The 16,961-nt window shown below is 62.2% G+C and carries 21 protein-coding genes; 7 read left to right on the top strand and 14 right to left on the bottom strand.

The genetic code is table 11. The features are described from left to right. The first annotated feature begins 11 nt into the window (after positions 1 to 11). A complete protein-coding gene (gene pcaQ, locus J2X76_RS14895) occupies positions 12 to 938 on the top strand; it encodes a pca operon transcription factor PcaQ (protein ID WP_113127829.1) in 927 nt (308 codons plus the stop codon). Here the strand turns inward: pcaQ and J2X76_RS14890 are convergent. Beyond that, the gene (locus J2X76_RS14890; protein WP_310217480.1) at positions 922 to 1,350 is read right to left on the bottom strand and encodes a hypothetical protein; all 429 of its coding nucleotides are present in this window, start codon (positions 1,348 to 1,350) and stop codon (positions 922 to 924) included. The genes pcaQ and J2X76_RS14890 overlap by 17 nt on opposite strands. A 99-nt stretch (positions 1,351 to 1,449) precedes the next feature. Beyond that, positions 1,450 to 1,782: a hypothetical protein gene (locus J2X76_RS14885; RefSeq protein WP_310217477.1), complete on the bottom strand. Its 333-nt coding sequence runs from the start codon at positions 1,780 to 1,782 to the stop codon at positions 1,450 to 1,452. A gap of 149 nt (positions 1,783 to 1,931) precedes the next feature. Between J2X76_RS14885 and J2X76_RS14880 the strand changes: the two genes are divergently transcribed. Continuing rightward, positions 1,932 to 3,188 (top strand): glycerate kinase, encoded by a 1,257-nt coding sequence (locus J2X76_RS14880; RefSeq protein WP_310217474.1) that lies wholly within the window; start codon positions 1,932 to 1,934, stop codon positions 3,186 to 3,188. Between the two features lie 44 nt (positions 3,189 to 3,232). On the opposite strand, the gene J2X76_RS14875 is transcribed toward J2X76_RS14880, so the two are convergent. The 4 genes from J2X76_RS14875 to J2X76_RS14860 form a co-directional block, all read right to left on the bottom strand. Continuing rightward, entirely contained in the window at positions 3,233 to 4,138 is a 906-nt protein-coding gene (locus tag J2X76_RS14875; protein ID WP_310217471.1) for a S1C family serine protease, read from the bottom strand. Positions 4,139 to 4,345: 207 nt separating this feature from the next. Continuing rightward, on the bottom strand, positions 4,346 to 5,101 hold the full coding sequence (locus J2X76_RS14870; protein ID WP_310217468.1) for a hypothetical protein: 756 nt from the start codon (positions 5,099 to 5,101) through the stop codon (positions 4,346 to 4,348). A gap of 127 nt (positions 5,102 to 5,228) precedes the next feature. Beyond that, positions 5,229 to 5,762 (bottom strand): DUF992 domain-containing protein, encoded by a 534-nt coding sequence (locus tag J2X76_RS14865; RefSeq protein ID WP_113127597.1) that lies wholly within the window; start codon positions 5,760 to 5,762, stop codon positions 5,229 to 5,231. A 146-nt stretch (positions 5,763 to 5,908) separates the two neighbouring features. After that, a complete protein-coding gene (locus tag J2X76_RS14860) occupies positions 5,909 to 6,802 on the bottom strand; it encodes a helix-turn-helix domain-containing protein (RefSeq protein WP_310217466.1) in 894 nt (297 codons plus the stop codon). 111 nt (positions 6,803 to 6,913) lie between these two features. Here J2X76_RS14860 and pobA point away from each other — a divergent pair, with 111 nt between their 5' ends. The 3 genes from pobA (at position 6,914) to J2X76_RS14845 (ending at position 9,725) form a co-directional block, all read left to right on the top strand. Continuing rightward, the gene (gene pobA / locus J2X76_RS14855; protein ID WP_310217464.1) at positions 6,914 to 8,083 is read left to right on the top strand and encodes a 4-hydroxybenzoate 3-monooxygenase; all 1,170 of its coding nucleotides are present in this window, start codon (positions 6,914 to 6,916) and stop codon (positions 8,081 to 8,083) included. Between the two features lie 87 nt (positions 8,084 to 8,170). After that, a complete protein-coding gene (locus J2X76_RS14850; protein ID WP_310217461.1) occupies positions 8,171 to 8,998 on the top strand; it encodes a DUF1206 domain-containing protein in 828 nt (275 codons plus the stop codon). A 19-nt stretch (positions 8,999 to 9,017) separates the two neighbouring features. Then, complete coding sequence (locus J2X76_RS14845; protein WP_113283050.1) at positions 9,018 to 9,725, top strand: phosphatase PAP2 family protein; 708 nt, start codon at positions 9,018 to 9,020, stop codon at positions 9,723 to 9,725. A gap of 27 nt (positions 9,726 to 9,752) precedes the next feature. On the opposite strand, the gene J2X76_RS14840 is transcribed toward J2X76_RS14845, so the two are convergent. From J2X76_RS14840 to J2X76_RS14830, 3 genes are all read right to left on the bottom strand, one after another. Further along, positions 9,753 to 10,163, bottom strand: coding sequence for a TIGR02588 family protein (locus tag J2X76_RS14840; protein ID WP_310217458.1), 411 nt, complete (start codon positions 10,161 to 10,163; stop codon positions 9,753 to 9,755). A gap of 13 nt (positions 10,164 to 10,176) precedes the next feature. Beyond that, on the bottom strand, positions 10,177 to 11,046 hold the full coding sequence (locus tag J2X76_RS14835) for a TIGR02587 family membrane protein (protein WP_310217457.1): 870 nt from the start codon (positions 11,044 to 11,046) through the stop codon (positions 10,177 to 10,179). A 98-nt stretch (positions 11,047 to 11,144) separates the two neighbouring features. After that, a complete protein-coding gene (locus J2X76_RS14830) occupies positions 11,145 to 11,930 on the bottom strand; it encodes a DUF1194 domain-containing protein (protein WP_113127591.1) in 786 nt (261 codons plus the stop codon). A gap of 199 nt (positions 11,931 to 12,129) precedes the next feature. On the opposite strand from J2X76_RS14830, the gene J2X76_RS14825 reads away from it, so the two are divergent. Further along, positions 12,130 to 12,528, top strand: coding sequence for a GFA family protein (locus J2X76_RS14825; protein WP_310217454.1), 399 nt, complete (start codon positions 12,130 to 12,132; stop codon positions 12,526 to 12,528). Here J2X76_RS14825 and J2X76_RS14820 read toward each other — a convergent pair whose 3' ends face one another. After that, the gene (locus J2X76_RS14820) at positions 12,529 to 12,996 is read right to left on the bottom strand and encodes a GNAT family N-acetyltransferase (protein ID WP_310217451.1); all 468 of its coding nucleotides are present in this window, start codon (positions 12,994 to 12,996) and stop codon (positions 12,529 to 12,531) included. A gap of 131 nt (positions 12,997 to 13,127) precedes the next feature. On the opposite strand from J2X76_RS14820, the gene J2X76_RS14815 reads away from it, so the two are divergent. After that, positions 13,128 to 13,364 carry a hypothetical protein gene (locus tag J2X76_RS14815; protein WP_040123933.1) on the top strand — a complete coding sequence of 79 codons (237 nt, stop codon included), beginning with the start codon at positions 13,128 to 13,130 and terminating at the stop codon, positions 13,362 to 13,364. Between the two features lie 44 nt (positions 13,365 to 13,408). Here J2X76_RS14815 and J2X76_RS14810 read toward each other — a convergent pair whose 3' ends face one another. From J2X76_RS14810 to J2X76_RS14795, 4 genes are all read right to left on the bottom strand, one after another. Then, complete coding sequence (locus J2X76_RS14810) at positions 13,409 to 13,567, bottom strand: YqaE/Pmp3 family membrane protein (protein ID WP_113127589.1); 159 nt, start codon at positions 13,565 to 13,567, stop codon at positions 13,409 to 13,411. Positions 13,568 to 13,635: 68 nt separating this feature from the next. After that, on the bottom strand, positions 13,636 to 14,838 hold the full coding sequence (locus J2X76_RS14805) for an acyl-CoA dehydrogenase family protein (RefSeq protein ID WP_310217446.1): 1,203 nt from the start codon (positions 14,836 to 14,838) through the stop codon (positions 13,636 to 13,638). 11 nt (positions 14,839 to 14,849) lie between these two features. Continuing rightward, on the bottom strand, positions 14,850 to 16,043 hold the full coding sequence (locus tag J2X76_RS14800; RefSeq protein ID WP_310217443.1) for an acyl-CoA dehydrogenase: 1,194 nt from the start codon (positions 16,041 to 16,043) through the stop codon (positions 14,850 to 14,852). A gap of 62 nt (positions 16,044 to 16,105) precedes the next feature. Then, the gene (locus J2X76_RS14795; RefSeq protein ID WP_113127586.1) at positions 16,106 to 16,948 is read right to left on the bottom strand and encodes a p-hydroxycinnamoyl CoA hydratase/lyase; all 843 of its coding nucleotides are present in this window, start codon (positions 16,946 to 16,948) and stop codon (positions 16,106 to 16,108) included. Positions 16,949 to 16,961: the final 13 nt, after the last annotated feature.

The raw sequence follows: 16,961 nt of genomic DNA, 5'->3' as shown, positions 1-16,961 counted from the left end.
GTTATTTGATCTTGATCAATTCCCGAGTCAAGTTCCGGCACCTGCATACATTCGTCGAGGTTGCTCGGCAAAAAAGTGTGGTCAAGGCCGCCGAAATTCTGCATGTCAGCCAGCCGGCCGTCACCAAGACCATCCGCGAACTCGAGGAAGCGCTTGGCGTGGCCGTTTTCGAGCGCGACGGCCGCGGCATCCGTATCACCCGCTACGGCGAGGTGTTCCTGCGCCATGCGGGCGCGGCGCTCACGGCGCTCCGCCAGGGCATGGATTCCGTCTCGCAGGAATTGTTCGATTCCGCGCCGCCGGTCCGGATCGGTGCGCTTCCGACCGTTTCCACCCGTATCATGCCCCGCGCCATGACGATGTTCCTCACCGAGAAAACCGGCAGCCGGGTCAAGATCGTGACGGGAGATAATGCCGTTTTGATGGAACAGCTCAGGATCGGCGATCTCGATCTGGTGGTCGGCCGCCTCGCCTCGCCGGAAAAGATGACCGGCCTCTCCTTCGAACATCTTTATTCGGAACAGGTCGTGTTCACTGTCCGCGCCGGCCACCCGCTGCTGGACGCCGGGCGATCAATCTTCGACGGTTTCGCCGACTATCCGGTGCTGATGCCGACGCGCGGCTCGATCATTCGGCCTTCGGTCGAGCAATTCCTGATCGCCAACGGCGTCGCCAGCCTGCCGACCCAGGTGGAAACCGTCTCGGACGCCTTCGGCCGGGCCTTCGTGCGATCAAGCGATGCGATCTGGATTATCTCGGCCGGCGTGGTCGCGGCCGACATCGAGGACGGGGTTCTGGCAACGCTGCCGATCGACACCAGCGAGACCCGCGGCCCGGTCGGCCTCACCATCCGCGCCGACGCCAATCCCTCCACGCCTCTGTCGATCCTGATGCAAACCATCCGCCAGGCCGCTGCGGAAATCATGCCGGCGCGGTGACGCCAGGTTCTATTTTCACGACGCTGTCGCCACAGAAAAGAATGAGATAGCCGCCCCGCGCCTCCGCGGCCTCCGCCCAGGCTTGCAGGTCGGAAAAATATGGCTTGTGTTTCCAAACGTCGGGATGATCCGGGTCGACCAGCACCGTCAGCTGCGGCCCCTGGTCATAGACAAGCATCTTGGATCGAAATGGCTGCCAGTCATCGGAAAGATCGGGATCCGTCATCCACCGACAAAGAAAATCACGGCAGAGCTTAGGGCGGGCGGCATAGATCGCGCAGCCCTCTCCTTCCGTGCAATGCCGGCACCAGGTATCGGCCGGCTTGTCCAGGGCCGCGATCTCGGGAAGCCGGCAACAGAGTGTGCAGGTCCCGCAGGACCGCGCCGCCGCCTTCTCTTCAAGCTTCTCCAAGCCTCGTCGCCCCAAATCGCCAAAACACATCCGGCCGAACAAGCGGCCGGGCCAGCGAATATACGTTGCGGTTCCTGTGCGCAAATAGCGGCCGACGAGTTACGTCGGCCGCAGCTCCGGAAATGTGCGGCGAAGTTCGTCCATCGAGGCGATCACCGCGTCGTCGGCGCGCAGCGTCACCGAAATATTGTCCGCAACATTCAGCGTCTCCTCGAAATGCACGGGCATCTCGGCCCCGCCCTGGCGCACAAGCGTGGCCTCCTTGCGGAAACCGTGCTTGAGCAGCCAGTCGCGCGGGGCGCTGAGACTCACGGCCACATGGAACGCGCCGTCATCCTCCTTGCGGGCCTTCAATTTGTAAGTCACGGGCGACCTGTCGCCGCCGATGTCGATCTGGCCCGGGTAACCGGCTTCTTTCAGATATTCAGCCATATTTCGCTCCTTCGTTCTGGCGAGCCCGTGGGACAACCGACACTCGCTCGCTTTGTTCCGCGCGACCGGCCAGGCGCGATCAAGCCAGGTTGACGGCTGTTGACTGCCGTGATCGAAAGGGCGCGCATGAGGAGAAGAGGAGAGACGCGATGACCGACCGGGACCTGCTAAAGGCGCTGTTTGCCGCCGCCGTGAAGGCCGCCGATCCTTTGACCGGCATCGTGAAACACCTGCCGGCCCCGCCGACCAACGGGCGAACCGTCGTCATCGGCGCCGGCAAGGGCGCGGCTCAGATGGCGGCAGCACTTGAGAGCGTCTGGACCGGATCGCTGACCGGCGTGGTCGTGACCCGCTACGGTTACGGTTGCGAGACGAGGTCGATCGAGATCCTGGAAGCATCCCATCCGGTGCCCGATGCGGCGGGCCTTGCCGGCGCAAAACGGCTGGTCGAGACGATTTCCAGCCTGTCCGCAGACGACCTCGTCATCGCACTCGTCTGCGGCGGCGGCTCGGCCTTGCTGCCCGCACCGCCGGAAGGCCTGACGCTCGAAGACGAGATCGCCTTGAACGAGACGCTGCTTGCCTCGGGGGCGCCGATCTCGGCCATGAACGTCGTGCGCAAACATCTGTCGACCATCAAGGGCGGCCGGCTGGCAGCAGCCACCAAGGCCCGCGTCGTCAGCCTGATCGTCTCCGACATTCCCGGCGACAACCCGGCATTCGTCGCCTCGGGACCGACCATCCCGGACGGCACGACGCGCCAGGATGCGCTCGCCATCGTCGATCAATACAAGCTGGCCCTGCCGGCTGCGACGATGGCGCATCTGAACTCGCCGGCCGCGGATGCGCCGAGGCCGGACGATCCAATCTTTGCGCGTCACGAGCATTTCGTTATCGCCTCCGCCGGCGTGTCGCTGGAAGCGGCCGCCGAAGTTGCCCGCGCCCGGGGCGTGACGCCTTACATTCTCTCCGATTCTGTGGAGGGAGAAGCCCGCGATGTCGCCCTGGTGCATGCAGCCCTGGCGCGCGAGGTGGCACTCCGCGACCGGCCGTTCGCCAGGCCGGCGGTTCTGTTGTCGGGTGGCGAGACGACGGTGACGCTGCGCAACAAAGGCGGCAAGGGCGGCCGCAACGGCGAATTCGCGCTCGCCCTGGCACTGGCGATCGATGGCTACGAGATCACCGCACTCGCCGCCGATACGGACGGAATAGACGGCTCCGAAACCAATGCCGGCGCGTTCGCCGACGGCACGACGGCAAGACGCCTGCGAACTGCCGGTTTGGATGGACGCAAGCTTCTCGATGGGAATGACAGCTTTTCGGGATTTTCCGCGATTCGCGACGTTTTCGAGACGGGGCCGACTGGCACCAATGTCAACGACTTCCGGGCTATTCTGGTGCGGTAGCCAACGGAAGCGAGCAAGGCCCGCTTCCGAGCGGATCACCGCGATCACTGCAGCTGCGGTTTGTGCAGAAAATCGTTCCGGTCGGCGGACTTTACCCGAAGCCAGGCCTCGCGCCCGTCGCGAAGGATCCGCATCGGGATTTCCGCGCCTGGCGGACCGCTGTCCCAGATCTTGCGGTAAAAGTCCGCAAGCCCGTCGACTTCGCCGTCGCGGATTTCCGAAATCACGTCGCCCCGCTTGAGGCCAGCCTGGGCGGCCGGGCCGTTTTCGGTGACGCTCATCACGACCACTTCGCCATTGCTTTCGGCGGACATGGCGCCAAGCCACGGGCGCGGCCGACGATTGAACTCGCCGCGATTTAGGAGGTCGTCGAGGATCGGCTTCAGGAGATTGACCGGCACGACCATGTTGATGTCGGCGATCTCGCCCCCCTTGCTCATCTGCAGACGCAGAGACCCGACGCCGAGCAGCTTGCCTTCCGTATCGATCAGCGCCGCCCCACCCCAGGAGGGATGGGCTGGCGCGATGAAGATCGCCTCGTCCAGCAGATATTCCCAGTATCCGGCGAATTCCTGCTTGGCGACGATATTGCCGCGCACATACTCGCCCTCGCCATCGGCAAGAATGATAGGGTCGCCGAGTGTGGCTGTCGCGGAATCGCCGATCTGAAGCGCCGGCAGATCGAGCGGCGCCATGGCCTGGACCAGGCCGAAGCCGCTTTCCTGGTCATAGGCAAGCGCATGGGCCGGCACGACCCGGCCATCCTGGCATGTCAGCCAGACGTCTTCGGCTTCGGTGATCAGGTAACCGATCGTCAGGACCAGCCCGTTTTCGCGGATCACCACGCCGCTTCCCTCCCGGCGGGTGCCGAGGGTGCCTGCCGTAAAGGCGTTGTCCGGAATGGAAGCACGCACGGCCACGACCGACCGCAAAATTTTCTCGATATCCATGATGCAAATCCTGATGAGGCAATACGCGGTCCGAACCCCGCAAGGGTCTGCAGAACCGGACCATACCGCCCCTTTAAGGTATGAATATGATCGGCGGCGCGCAAGGGGACGGTTATAGGTGGATGGCTTCTCCAAATTTCTCGCCGAGCGGATTCCGTAGATGCCGATGCAGCCTCACGCGTAGTCCCGACTTCGGCTAGCTACCCTTTAGAAAGAAGTCCGGATGCTGCATTGCCCACGGGTCTTCGGTTTCCAGCCCCCACCAAGCCCAAGGTGCCTTGTGCGATTGTGCTGGTCTAGCTCCGACATGAAAGCGCCCAAGCGTATAAGAGCCTTGTCGCGTTGATAACCGGCGACGATCAACATCTGATACCAGTTGTAAATCATTGCCCGGGTGGCCTGTTCGGATTCTATGAATGTAACGCATTCAAACTGATTTTCGGCATTGTTGCTCAGATTAGCGGATCCCATGACGAATTCGCGCGCAACCAGGCTTCCATCGTTGAGGCGATCGTAAAACACGATGAACTTGCTATGAAGCCTTTCGGATCGCTGCGGCTGTTCGATCATCTTGACGAATTCTACGGGCTGGACCTTGGACCAATCTTCGAATGCGAAATCAACATCCTCCCACTCCAGCTTGTTGACAATTTCATGAGGAAATTTCGCATCCGATCCGAACCGGGATTTCGTATCCGGCGACGAAGCAACAATGGAAAAGGCCTTAATCTCTTCCAGCGCTTCTCTAATCTTCGTTGAGGTCAGCCAGGGAGAGCAGCCCACGACATATTCGCTTTGCGTGATCCGTTCGGCTATCGCATCGATGACGTGGAAGAAGCGAATACTGACTTTCGCGTCGATATTCTTGATGGAGTAGTCCCGAAGCCGGACCGTTTCCAGCTCCCCGTTATTGCCCATGAAGCTTATTTCTTCGAACGCGAAATCATTTAGGCCTCTCCGCATCTGAAACTCCGTCCGGTGTTGGCATAGAGCACCGAACAGAGCGAAAAAACTTTAACGCTCGGAAAATTATCTTGGCGAATTGCCGCCCCTCCCTCGCTCTGGGGAGGGGCGAAGCTTTGCTGCGATCTCAGCCCGCGGGCGTCAGCGTGACCGAGGTGCCGGTGGCAGCGAGGTTGAGACCGAGCTGGCCGGTGACACTCACCGTCTGCAGGTGGATCGAGCCGGCGGTGCCGCCGACGAGGATGTTGGCGCCGATGCCGGCGCCGACCGTGGCCTCGGCGGTAGCGCCCTGGTAGAGGCCGCCGAGCGAACCGTGATGATAGCCGGCGGTCGGTGCGAAGACAGCCCAGATCAGCCGCGAGCGGGTGGTAAAGCCGAGGTCGACGCCCATCTTGCGCATCACGCCCGTGTAACGATCGATCGGTTCGCTGCCGATCGCGGTGGTGAAGACGCAGTCGGCTTCCTTTGCGGAACCGAGCACGTATCCGACGCCGCCGCCGATCGAGCAATCGAGATAACCGATGCGAACGCCGCCGCGCTGATCCTGCTCCTCATAGACCGGAACGCGGTCCCGGCGCGTGATCATGTCGGCGGAAAAGGCGGCTCCGGCGCTGGTTACGACCGGCAAAGCGGCGAGCGCCACGGCAACAATCTTCTTCATCCCTGTACTCCTTTAATTCTTCAGCCGCCCTTGGTGAGACTCATGCGAGCGGGTTTGGCAGCGTTGGGAAACGCATGTGGCGGAAGAATGATCCAAAGACCGTCGCACACGAATTATCACCGAATTGTTCCAAGCGTGAGCTGGTTCTATTCGGCCTCGACCCGCGCCAGTCTTTCCCGCTCCGCTTCCCGGTATTGGCGCGGCGTCTGGCCGGTCCGTTTGCGGAACGAGCGGGTAAAGTAGGCGGCGTCGGCAAAGCCCAGCCCGTCGGCCACCGCCTGCACGCTCGCCGTGGTGAAAACCAGTGCCCGGCGCGCCTCGTCCATGACCCGCGCCATGATCAGGTCGTGGACGCTCATTCCGGTCACTTCCCGCACCACGCGGTTCAGATGCGTCGGCGAAAGGTTGAGCAGTTTCGCATAGGCTTCCGCCGCAAGCTGCTCGCGAAAATGCAGGCCGATCAGCTCCTTCAGCGCCTCGACGCGGGCAAGTTTCGCATCCCCGGCTCCGCCGGCTGCATCCGGCTGCACCGCTCGCGCGAGGATCAGGATCGATGCCGTCAGAAGCGCCTCGATCAGATCGTTGCGGCCCACCCGCCGCGCCTCGAATTCAGCAAACAGCCGCGAAAAGGTTTGATCGAGATAACCGACATCGTCGCCGACAGGAACCGGGATCATTCGCGGGTACGACAGCCAGTCGCCGGGCCGCTTGGCAAGCCCTGCCGTCAGCCGCAGCCGCTCGGCCACCAACGTGATCACCAGCCCATCGATATCGCGCGAAAACCGAAAACCATGGCTGACACCCGGCGGCACCGCCACCACGCAGGGCGGCGTCAGCGCCACCGTCGTTCCAGAAAGGATGGCATCGCCCGATCCGTTCCGAATGTACAGGAACTGCTGGAAACTCTCGTGACGATGCAGGCCGATCTCCCAATGATGCGTGCTGCTCCGGGAGGCGATCGTTTCGCAATGCAGCCAGAAATCCGGCCGTCCGGCTCGGCTTTCGCCATAGAGGTCGTAAGTGGGGACTGGCGAACGCATGACATGCTCCGGAGGGGCCGATGTTCGTTTTGTCCTATGAATTGCATGAAATGTCCATTGTTTGCCCTCCCGGTTGCGCGCTTACCATGAGACAAATCTTGGGAGGATTTCATGCGCACCAAAGTCACCATCATCGGTTCAGGCCCCTCCGGCCTGCTGCTCGGCCAATTGCTCACCAATGCGGGCATAGACAATGTCATCCTTGATCGGGTGGGCAAGGAATACATCCTCGGCCGCGTGCGGGCCGGCGTGCTGGAAGAAGGCATGGCCGGCATGCTCGATCGCGCCGGAGCCGGTGCCCGCATGCACAAGGAAGGCCTGCCGCATGACGGGTTTTCGCTTGCCTTTGACGGCCGGGATCATCGTATCGACCTCTTCGGCCTGACAGGCAAGCGCGTCACCGTCTACGGCCAGACGGAGCTTACCCATGACCTGATGGACAAGCGCGAAGCGTCCGGCGGCGTGACGATCTATGATGCCGGCAATGTCGTCCCGCATGGGTTCGAAGGCGCAAATCCCTACGTGACCTACGAGAAGGACGGTGTCACCCGCCGGATCGATTGCGATTTCATCGCCGGCTGCGACGGCTTTCACGGCGTCAGCCGCAGATCCGTGCCGGAAAGCGCGCTCGATACTTACGAGCGGGTCTACCCGTTCGGCTGGCTCGGCATCCTGGCCGATGTGCCGCCGGTCAGCCACGAGCTGATCTATGCCAACCATCCGCGCGGTTTCGCGCTCTGCTCGATGCGGTCGGAGACCCGCAGCCGCTATTACATCCAGTGCCCGCTCGATGAAAAGATCGAGGACTGGTCGGACGAGCGTTTCTTCGACGAATTGCGCCGCCGCCTGCCCGCCGACCATGCCGAACGCATGGTGACCGGCCCATCCTTCGAGAAATCGATCGCGCCGCTCCGCTCCTTCGTCGCCGAACCGATGCGCTTCGGCAGGCTGTTCCTGGTTGGCGATGCTGCCCATATCGTGCCGCCGACCGGAGCTAAGGGGCTGAACCTCGCCGCAAGCGACGTCCATTATCTCTTCGAGGGCCTGCAGGAATATTACGCGGAAAAATCTGTCGCTGGCATCGATGCCTATTCGTCCCGGGCGCTGAAGCGCGTCTGGCGGGCGGTGCGCTTCTCGTGGTCGATGACAACCATGATGCACCGTTTCCCGGATACGGGGGAATTCGGCCAGAAAATCCAGGAAGCAGAACTCGACTATCTGGTCGGCTCGAAGGCGGCCTCGACAGCGCTTGCGGAGAATTACGTGGGGTTGCCGTATTGAGGTGACCGGCTGATACCGCGGCACACGACCCAGCCGGAACCGCGACCATCCAGGCACGTTCCTGTCGATCCTTCGAAGGAGATCGGAATGGACAAGGACAGGAAACTGGAATGGCTGGCGCGGTCGGGTTATGCGGCAAGGGGCATCGTATACGTCCTGATTGCCGGCCTCGCGTCGCTGTCGACCTTTGGCGGCGGGCGGCCCGATTCGAAATCCGCGCTGCAGATCGTGCTGGAGCAGCCTTTCGGCCAGATCTGGCTTGGCGTGATCGGCGTGGGCCTGATCGGCTTCGTTCTCTGGCGGATAGCTCAATCGATCCTCAACACCGACCGGCATGAAAACAATGCCAAGGGATATCTGGTCAGGGCGGGTCTTCTCGTCAGCGCCGCGACCTATACCGGTCTCGCCTTCTATGCAGTGGGGCAGGCGCTGCATCTGAGCGTCGGCCAAGGATCGTCCGGCGGGCGCGAGAGCTGGACCATGTGGCTGATGCAGCAACCGTTCGGACGCTACCTCGTCGCAGGCGTCGGTCTGGCGATCGTCGGCGCCGGCTGCGCCCAGGCGGTCAAGGGCGTAAAACGGGGGTATCTCCGCTTTTTCGAAAGCGGATTCGAGCATCGGACCATCCTCAACGGCATCTGCACCTACGGGCTGCTTGCGCGCGGCATCATCTTCCTCATTATTGGCGGTTTCTTCATCTACGCAGCCTTCGCTGTCGATCCGAAGCAGGCTGGCGGCATGGCGGATGCGCTCGCCTGGGTGCGTCAGCTTCCCTTCGGGGCTATCCTCTACGGATTGGCGGCGGTCGGACTTTTCGCCTTCGGTCTCTATGGATTGATCGAGGCCCGCTACAGGATCGTCCAGCCGCCTTCTGTGGATCGGTCGCTCCGCGCGATGCGATCGATCGTGAACTGAGATCGAGCAAGGAGTTTTGATGGCATTCCATCAACGGGTGACACGAAGAGTGGTCGAAAGGATCATGACGTTCGAGCCGATCGGCTTGATGATGGTCGCGTTTCTGGCTGGCGGGCTCTTCGTCTTCTTCAGGCTGACCGACGAAGTGCTGGAAGGCGAAACCCATGCCTTCGACGAGAAAGTCCTGCTTGCCCTGCGTGACGCCACCGACCTCGCAACGCCGCTCGGACCCTACTGGGTGCATCATGCGATGGGGGACATCACCGCGCTCGGCGGCATCACCGTGCTGACCCTGATGACGGTTATGGGAACCGCCTTCCTGCTGCTGTCGCGGCAGAGGGCGATCGCGCTCTTCATGTTCCTGTCGATTGCCGGCGGCTGGCTCCTGAGTTCGCTCCTGAAACTCGGCGTGGCGCGGCCGAGGCCCGATATCGTGCCGCATCTGGTCGAGGTGAACGATTTAAGCTTCCCGAGCGGCCACGCGATGCTCTCGGCTGTAACCTATCTGACGCTCGGCGCGCTGCTGTCTCGCGCCCAGCCCTACCGTTCGACCCGCATCTTCCTGATCGGCGCGGCGATCTTCCTGACATTCATCATCGGCTTCAGCCGGGTCTATCTCGGCGTCCACTATCCGACCGACGTACTCGGCGGCTGGTGCGCGGGCGCGACCTGGGCCCTGGCTTGCTGGATGATCGCGAGGCGCTATATCTCGGTGGCGCCGGAATAATCCGGGGCTCGGCGGCGAACCCGATCCCTACGGATCGGTATATCCGACCGCCCGGATCCTCACCTCCCGAGCACCTGGATCCTGTGAAAACAGGATCGCGCCGGACGACTTGGATTCAGCGGGTACGTAATCGAAGGTGACGTCGGCGTCTTCTACCATGTTGCCGCCATCCAGGATCTCGCCGCGCACGGTAACGGCCGCTGCCGTCACCGTCGCCTTGTTGGCGATGTCGAATTCGACGCGGTAACCGCCCTCGACCTGCGTTCTCGTGGTGATGGCGATCGAGAATTCGGGAGGCATATCTTCATCCATCCAAGCCTCGTAACCGACCCAGCCGATCATCGCCACAACCAGGATTGCCGAGACGACGCCCGTGGCCCATTCGATCAAGCGGGGTTCCCGCGCTTCGGTATGGCGATTGTTGGCGGTTGTCGTCATCGGAGATCACTCGTCACAGGATGAGGCGGGCGGCGGCGGCGCCGATCGCGCCGGGAAAGGCAAGCACGATCGCCGACATCAGCATCTCAGCCGGCGCGGTATCGTCCAGCCGGCCGAAAGTCCACAGGACATAGAGGCTGATCAGCATGGCGACCATGTAGCCCGGCAGGGTGAAGCGGAAGAAGGCGTGCCACCAGGGCGTCCCCTCGGGAATGTCATGAGTGCCCTTGAAGGCAACCGCATAGACGAACCCATGCATGATGGCGATCGAGGCAACCATTGTGACGAGCGCGTGCCAGGGTGTCATCTTGTAGGCGATCAGGATGATCTCTTCCGTCGGAGCGACGTTGAGGTTGAGAAAGAGCGCGCCGACCGCCATCAGGAAAAGCTCGCGGCCGTAGCTGGTGGAAATTTCGTCGGGCACCGCGTCCCCGCCTTCTTTCTTATCCTCATCGTCATCCTGACCCGCCTGCCCGCCGAGCTGGGAGCGGCCGAGCAATGCGCCGATACTGGCCGGTACGGCCTGAATCGCGATCTTGCCGAGCATTTCGGACAGGGGCATATGGGGCTTGATGTCCCCGAGCATGACAAGAATTGCGCTGCTTATGACGATGCCCAGCCCATAGGCGATGGTGGCGTCGCGAAAAGCTTCAGCTGCCGTCGAGGTGCGTTCGAAACCGATCCGGTGGGCGAGAAGTATCAGAAGCGGGATGTTGACGATCAAGAGCAGGAACAGGCGCCAGCGGTCGATATAGAAGCCGAGCTGCCAGAGCTCCATGGTCATCAGCATCGGGATGCCAAACAGCATGGCTCCGGCAGCACCACGCCCGAGACCGATCAGGAACCGTCGGCTTTCGCCAGCGTCGTCGTCCCGTTGCGTCATGACACCGTTCAATGCCGGCTCCCTCCCTCTTTCGGAAAAGCGGGAAGAAACTCTGGATACGAAGGAAATGTTCCATTCGGCCGGCTTCGGAAAAGACGTCAGCGGTCGAACAGGTCCTGCCACTGCTTTTCGCCGACCAGGCAATCGCTCGAGGGCTGGTTGCTGGCCACCTTCTGCACGGTCGCCGCCGGCATGAGGCCGCTGATCTCCAGAACCAGCTTGCGGCGGACGGCGACCGCAAAATCCTCGATCTCGTGAACCGGCAGCACGAAGGAACCGGGACCGCCGATGACGCAGTCGCCGTAATACTTATCGAGCCCGCCCGGCGCACCGGAGGGCCGCAGCATGATCGCCAGCCCGTTAATGATGATGCCGGCTTCGGTGGCCTTGTTGCGTGCCGGCACGACCGGGTTGCCGGAATTGTTAGGGCCGTCGCCGGAAATGTCGATCACCTGCCGCATGCCGCGATAGGAATTGGCCACGATCATCGTCGCCCCCTGGGCAATCGCGGCGGAAATCGAGGTACGGCGCTGGGTGTTGATCGGCCGGGCTTCGAGCTTGGCGGCGAAGTTGATGGCGTCCTGCTCGTTTTCGATGATCGTCCAATCGATGATCGAATCCGGCACGACGTCACCAGCCCATTCGAAATAGCTGATGGCAATGCGACCGGTCAGGCCGGTCTTCACGGCGTCGATGAATTCCTTGTGCTTGAGTGCCTCCACATAACCCTCGCGCTGAACGCGGACCTCCTCGTAATCCATGGAGCGGGACGTATCCACAGCCAGGACCAGTTCCACATCGACTTCGCCCCCCGTTCGCTGCGCGACCGTCGGTGCGGTCGCGGCGGCGGAAAGGCTCATGAGCATCGCGAGTGTTGTAAGCATTGGCAATCCAATCACTGCGTTATCGATTTCTTAAAACTGTAACACAGAGCGGATGGAGGGCGACTCCCCTGCGCGTGCCTTCCTTCAACTTTCGGTGATGGACTTTATTACGCGGCCCGCCCGGATAGTCTGCGACGGCGGCAGGGCGAGCCCCGGAGGAGCTACGCCAAATTCGACCGAAATCAAGGAGATCGACAGCATGACGAGGTTAAGCGGCAAATGTTATTGCGGCGCCGTCTCCTACGAGGTGGAAGACGCCTTCGTTTATGCCGCCAATTGCCACTGCTCGAATTGCCGACGCACCACCGGTTCGGCCTTCAAGCCGTTCGCGGGCATCGAGCGGCAGAAGCTTGCCGTGGTGAAGGGAGAGGATGCGCTGCTGATCTATGGCGACGCCGAAAATCACGACGCCCACTGCAATGCCTGCGGGTCGCTTCTCTATTCACAGGTGCGCGAAGCGGCCTGGGTGCATGTAGCGTTAGGCACACTGGTCGATGCCCCGACAATCCGGCCAACGCACCATATCTTCGTCGACTCGAAGGCACCCTGGTACGAGATTACCGACGGCCTCCCGCAATACCAGGGTCACAAGGAATAGCTATTCCTTCCGGCCGGCCAGCACCTTCAGCTTTTCTCCTTCGAGCCGGTAAAAGATGCGGTCCTCCTTCCGATCTCCGCCGAGCCCGTCATAGAACGCCAGAAGCCGTTCATTGGCGCGCGCCGCCGTCCAGTCGATGCGGTTCAGCCCCCTCTCCACAGCCAGGCCCGCCAGCCGCTTCATCAAGGCCGTGCCGATATCCTTGCCGCGCTCGGAACCGGCAACATAGAGCTCCTTGAGGAAAAAACCGGGCTGCAGGCCGGGCCCGGGATAGATGGCGGCGAAAGCCGCAAAGGCGACGATGCGGTCGGTCGTCACGACCAGGATCTCGGTCTCCGGCGGACGGTTGACGAGGCCGGTGAGGATCGCGTCGCGCGGTGGGCAGAAGACGCCGTAATAATTTTGCATCTCCTCGAAGAGGACAGCCAACTGCTCGCCGTCGGCAGCTTGAAAAAAACGAATGTTCATGAAATGGCCCCATTAAAACCGCGCCACTATTCCGGCCGTGGCAACGCGTGTCAACTTAGGGGAAATTGCGCCTACGGCTGTTGACTTCGCAACGCGCATCTCGACAGTGTGGCGCCAAAGAAGGAAACGCCATGTCCAGGTCCGAGAAGTTCATCGTGCTGCCGTTCAAGAAGGTGCGGGGCAATGTCACGCCTGGCGAGATGCGCGTGGCCTCGAATGCTGCTTCGGCGGAGAAGATCGCCCGCGCCATGGCCGACCGCTTCGTCGGCGTGGCCGCCTATTCGGTTCAGGTGGATATGGAAAGCGGCGACATGTCGGATCCGCGCATCCTATGGCAGACGGGCGAAATCGCCGATATCGCCGCTTAAAGGGTTCCCGCCTTATTCCATGCCGAACGATGACTCGATCCCGACTATTTTCGGAGGATCACCCAGAGCGCGTGCACGATGCCCGGCAGCCAGCCGCACAGCGTAAGCAGGATGTTCAGCCAGAAATGCAGGCCGAGCCCGACCTGAAAGAACACGCCGAGCGGCGGCAGGATGAAGGCGAGCAGAATGCGGATGATATCCAACGGGCGTTCTCCGGGGTCGATGGGTTCGCCCGGTAACGCGCCGGAACGGATATGGTTTCAGAAGATGCTCACCGCAGCAGCGTCTTTGCGATGATCTCCAGCTGGATCTCGTTGCTGCCGCCAAAGATGCTCTGGGAGCGGGAGTTGAAATAAACGGCGGAGGCGACCTTGCGCTCTTCGTCGATCTCGCTTGTCCGCGGCAATTCGTGCAGCGGCCGGTGTTCCTCCCAGCGCAACGCATCCGGGCCGAGGATCGAGGCGGCGAGTTCGCAGATCGATTGGCGGATGCGGCTGCGCTCGATCTTCATCGTCGAGGACGGCACCGAGCCCGGATTGCCGCCGGCCTGGACCTTGGACATGGCCGCAAGTTCCAGCATGTCGTTGGCGTCGACATCCGTGGCGATCTCGGCGAACCGGGCCATGAACAGCGGATCGTCGATCATCCTGTGCCCGTCGGCAAGCGGCTCGGAGGCGAGCCGGTGAAGGCGCGTCAGCATGGCGCGCAGCACGCCGCCGGCAAAGGCCCCGCCCCGCTCGAATTCCAGCAGGTATTTGGCGATGTCCCAGCCCTCGCCTTCCGCTCCGATGCGATCCGAAACCGGAACGCGCACGTCGTCGAAAAAGACCTGGTTGAATTCATGCGTGCCGCAGATCGAGCGGATCGGCCGGATGGTGACGCCCGGCGACTTCAGGTCGATCAAGATGAAGGTGATGCCTTCCTGTTTCTTTTCCGTTTCGGCGGTGCGCACCAGCGCGAACATCCGCGTGGCATGATGCGCCAGCGTCGACCAGATCTTCGAACCGTTGACGATGTAATGGTCGCCATCGAGCACGGCCTTTGTCTTCAACGAAGCGAGGTCGGAGCCGGAGCCGGGCTCGGAGTAACCTTGCGCCCAGACATCCTCTCCGTTCAGGATGCGCGGCAGGTAGAAGCCCTTCTGCGCATCATTTCCGTAACGCATGATGACCGGGGCGATCATCTTGATCGAGGCTCCGCGGAAATGCGGCTCGCCCGCACGTTCGCATTCCTGGTCGAAGATATAACGCTCGGCGAGCGTCCAGCCGGTGCCGCCATATTGCTTCGGCCAGGAGGGGGCGACCCAGCCCTTGTCGTTGAGTTTCGCCTGCCATTTCAGCCCGACGCCCGGATCGGCGAGAAAGCTCGGGTTCAACCGCTCGGCACGCTTCAGATCCTCGTTGAGGTGAGCATCGAGAAACGCCCGCACCTCGTCGCGGAAACGCACCTCGTCTTCCGTCATCAACAGATCCATGGAATGTCTCCTCAGGCGGGCTGGTGGACAGGTTCACGCAGCAGGCCGCCGGAAAGCACGGCCCGATCACGGACGATTTTGCCATAACGGTTCAGGTGGTCTGCGGTGGTGCCGAAGGTGTTCTCGATCGCATAGAGACGGCGGAACCAGGAGCCGATCGGCATTTCCTCGGAAAAGCCCATGGCGCCGTGCAACTGGATCGCCTCCTGGGCAACGGACCGGGATACCTTGCCGATCTTGGCGCGGGCGCCGGAAACGCCGCGAACCCGCATCACGCGCGGAGCGTCGGCGGAAAGCATGGCGAGCAATGCCGAGCCCCGAGCCTCCTGGCATTTGACGGCCATTTCCGCCATGCGGTGCTGCAAGGCCTGGAAGGCGGCGAGTGGCTTGCCGAACTGCACGCGCTCCTTGGTATAGGTAACGGTCGCATCCATCAGCGCATCCATGATGCCGACCGCTTCGGAGGCGAGGGCCGCGTTGGCGCGGTCGTAGGCGGCTTCGATTTCGGCCAGCGTATCGGCATCTGCGTCGAACAAGGCCGAGGCCGGCACTGAGACATTCGTGAAAAGGAGATCGCTGGCCCGGCTGCCGTCGACGAGTTTTACTTCGCTCTGCTCAAGGCCGGCTGCGTTGGCCGGCACTGCAAAGAGCCTGATCGCACCATCCGAACCGGTCGCGGTATCGCCGTCCAGCCTGGCGGAAACAATGAAGCCATCCGCGAACGGCCCGCCCAATACGAGGGGCTTCTTGCCGGAGATGACGTAATTCTCACCGTTCTTCGTCGCGGTGGCGGCAATATTGCCGAGGTCGAAGCCGGTCTGCCGTTCGGCATGCGCCAGCGCCGGCCGCGACGTGCCGGCGATCAGCCCGCCGAGGATATCGGCTTTCTGCTCTTCGGAGCCGAGCTTTTCGACCAGGCCGCCGGCGAGAAGGACGGACGCGAGATACGGCTCGACCACCAGAGCCCGGCCGATCGCTTCCATGATCAGCGAGATTTCCACCGCCCCGCCGCCGAGCCCGCCGTTTTCCTCGGAGAAGGGCAAGGCCAGCCAGCCGAGATCGGCCATCTCCGCCCAGATCGCGGCATCGAAGCCGGTTTCGAAGGCAAGGATCTTAGCCCGTTTCTCGAAATCGTAGCGGTCCTTCAGGAAGCGTTCGGCGCTTTCCTTCAACAGAAGCTGCTCGTCCGAATAATTCAGGTCCATGGTCGGCCTCGTGGTTAGATGCGCGCCCTTCTCCCCCCTTGCGGGGGAGAAGCGAGTTTGCCTCATTCCTCGCGCTTGTAAGCCCCATGCCCCGGACGATAGGTCTTCGTATCCAGGAATTGCGAAAGCCCCTTCTCGCGTCCCTTTTCCGGATCGACGAAGGTCGTCTGGTCGGCCTTGGCGGTCAGATATTCCGCCGATTCCTCCCAGGTCATCTCGCGCACGTACTTGTAGGCCATGCGGGCCTGGCGCAGCACGGTCGGGTTCTTTTCGAGGAGAACGCGGGCGATTTCGACCGTGCGTTCGCGCAGCTTGTCCGCCGGCACCGCCTCGTTCACCAGGCCGAGCTGTTCGGCCATCTTGCCGCCGAATTTCTCGCCGGTCATGACGTAGTACATCGCCTTGCGATCGTTCATCAGCGTCGAGATCGCCTTGGAGACGACGCCGCCGGGGATGACGCCCCAGTTGATTTCCGAAAGGCCGAACACCGCGTCTTCGGACGCGATCGCGAGATCGCAGCAGATCAGCGGCGTGAACGCGCCACCGAAGCACCAGCCGTTGACCATGGCAATGGTCGGCTTGGCATAATGCATCAGCAGGCGCCACTGCCAGGCGCGGGTCGAGCGGTAGGCGCGCATGCGCTTGACGTCGGAAACGCCGTCGGTGGCGCGGAAGAAATCCTTGAGGTCCATGCCGGCGGAGAAGGCCTCGCCCTCGCCGGTCAGGATGACGACGCCGGCGCGGTCGTCGATCTCGAGCGCGTCGAGCACCCGGATCATGTCTTCGGCAAGGCCGACGCTCATGGCGTTGCGCTTGTCCGGGCGGTTCAGCTTCACCCAGGCAATGCCGTCCTCGAATTCGACCTTGACGTTCTCTCCGCCCAGATCGCTTGCTTCTATGGTCATCATGTTCTCCTGA

This window comes from Neorhizobium sp. 2083 (genome assembly GCF_031455615.1).
In the GTDB taxonomy this organism is placed as follows: domain Bacteria; phylum Pseudomonadota; class Alphaproteobacteria; order Rhizobiales; family Rhizobiaceae; genus Neorhizobium.
This window is presented reverse-complemented; position numbering and strand designations above follow the sequence as displayed.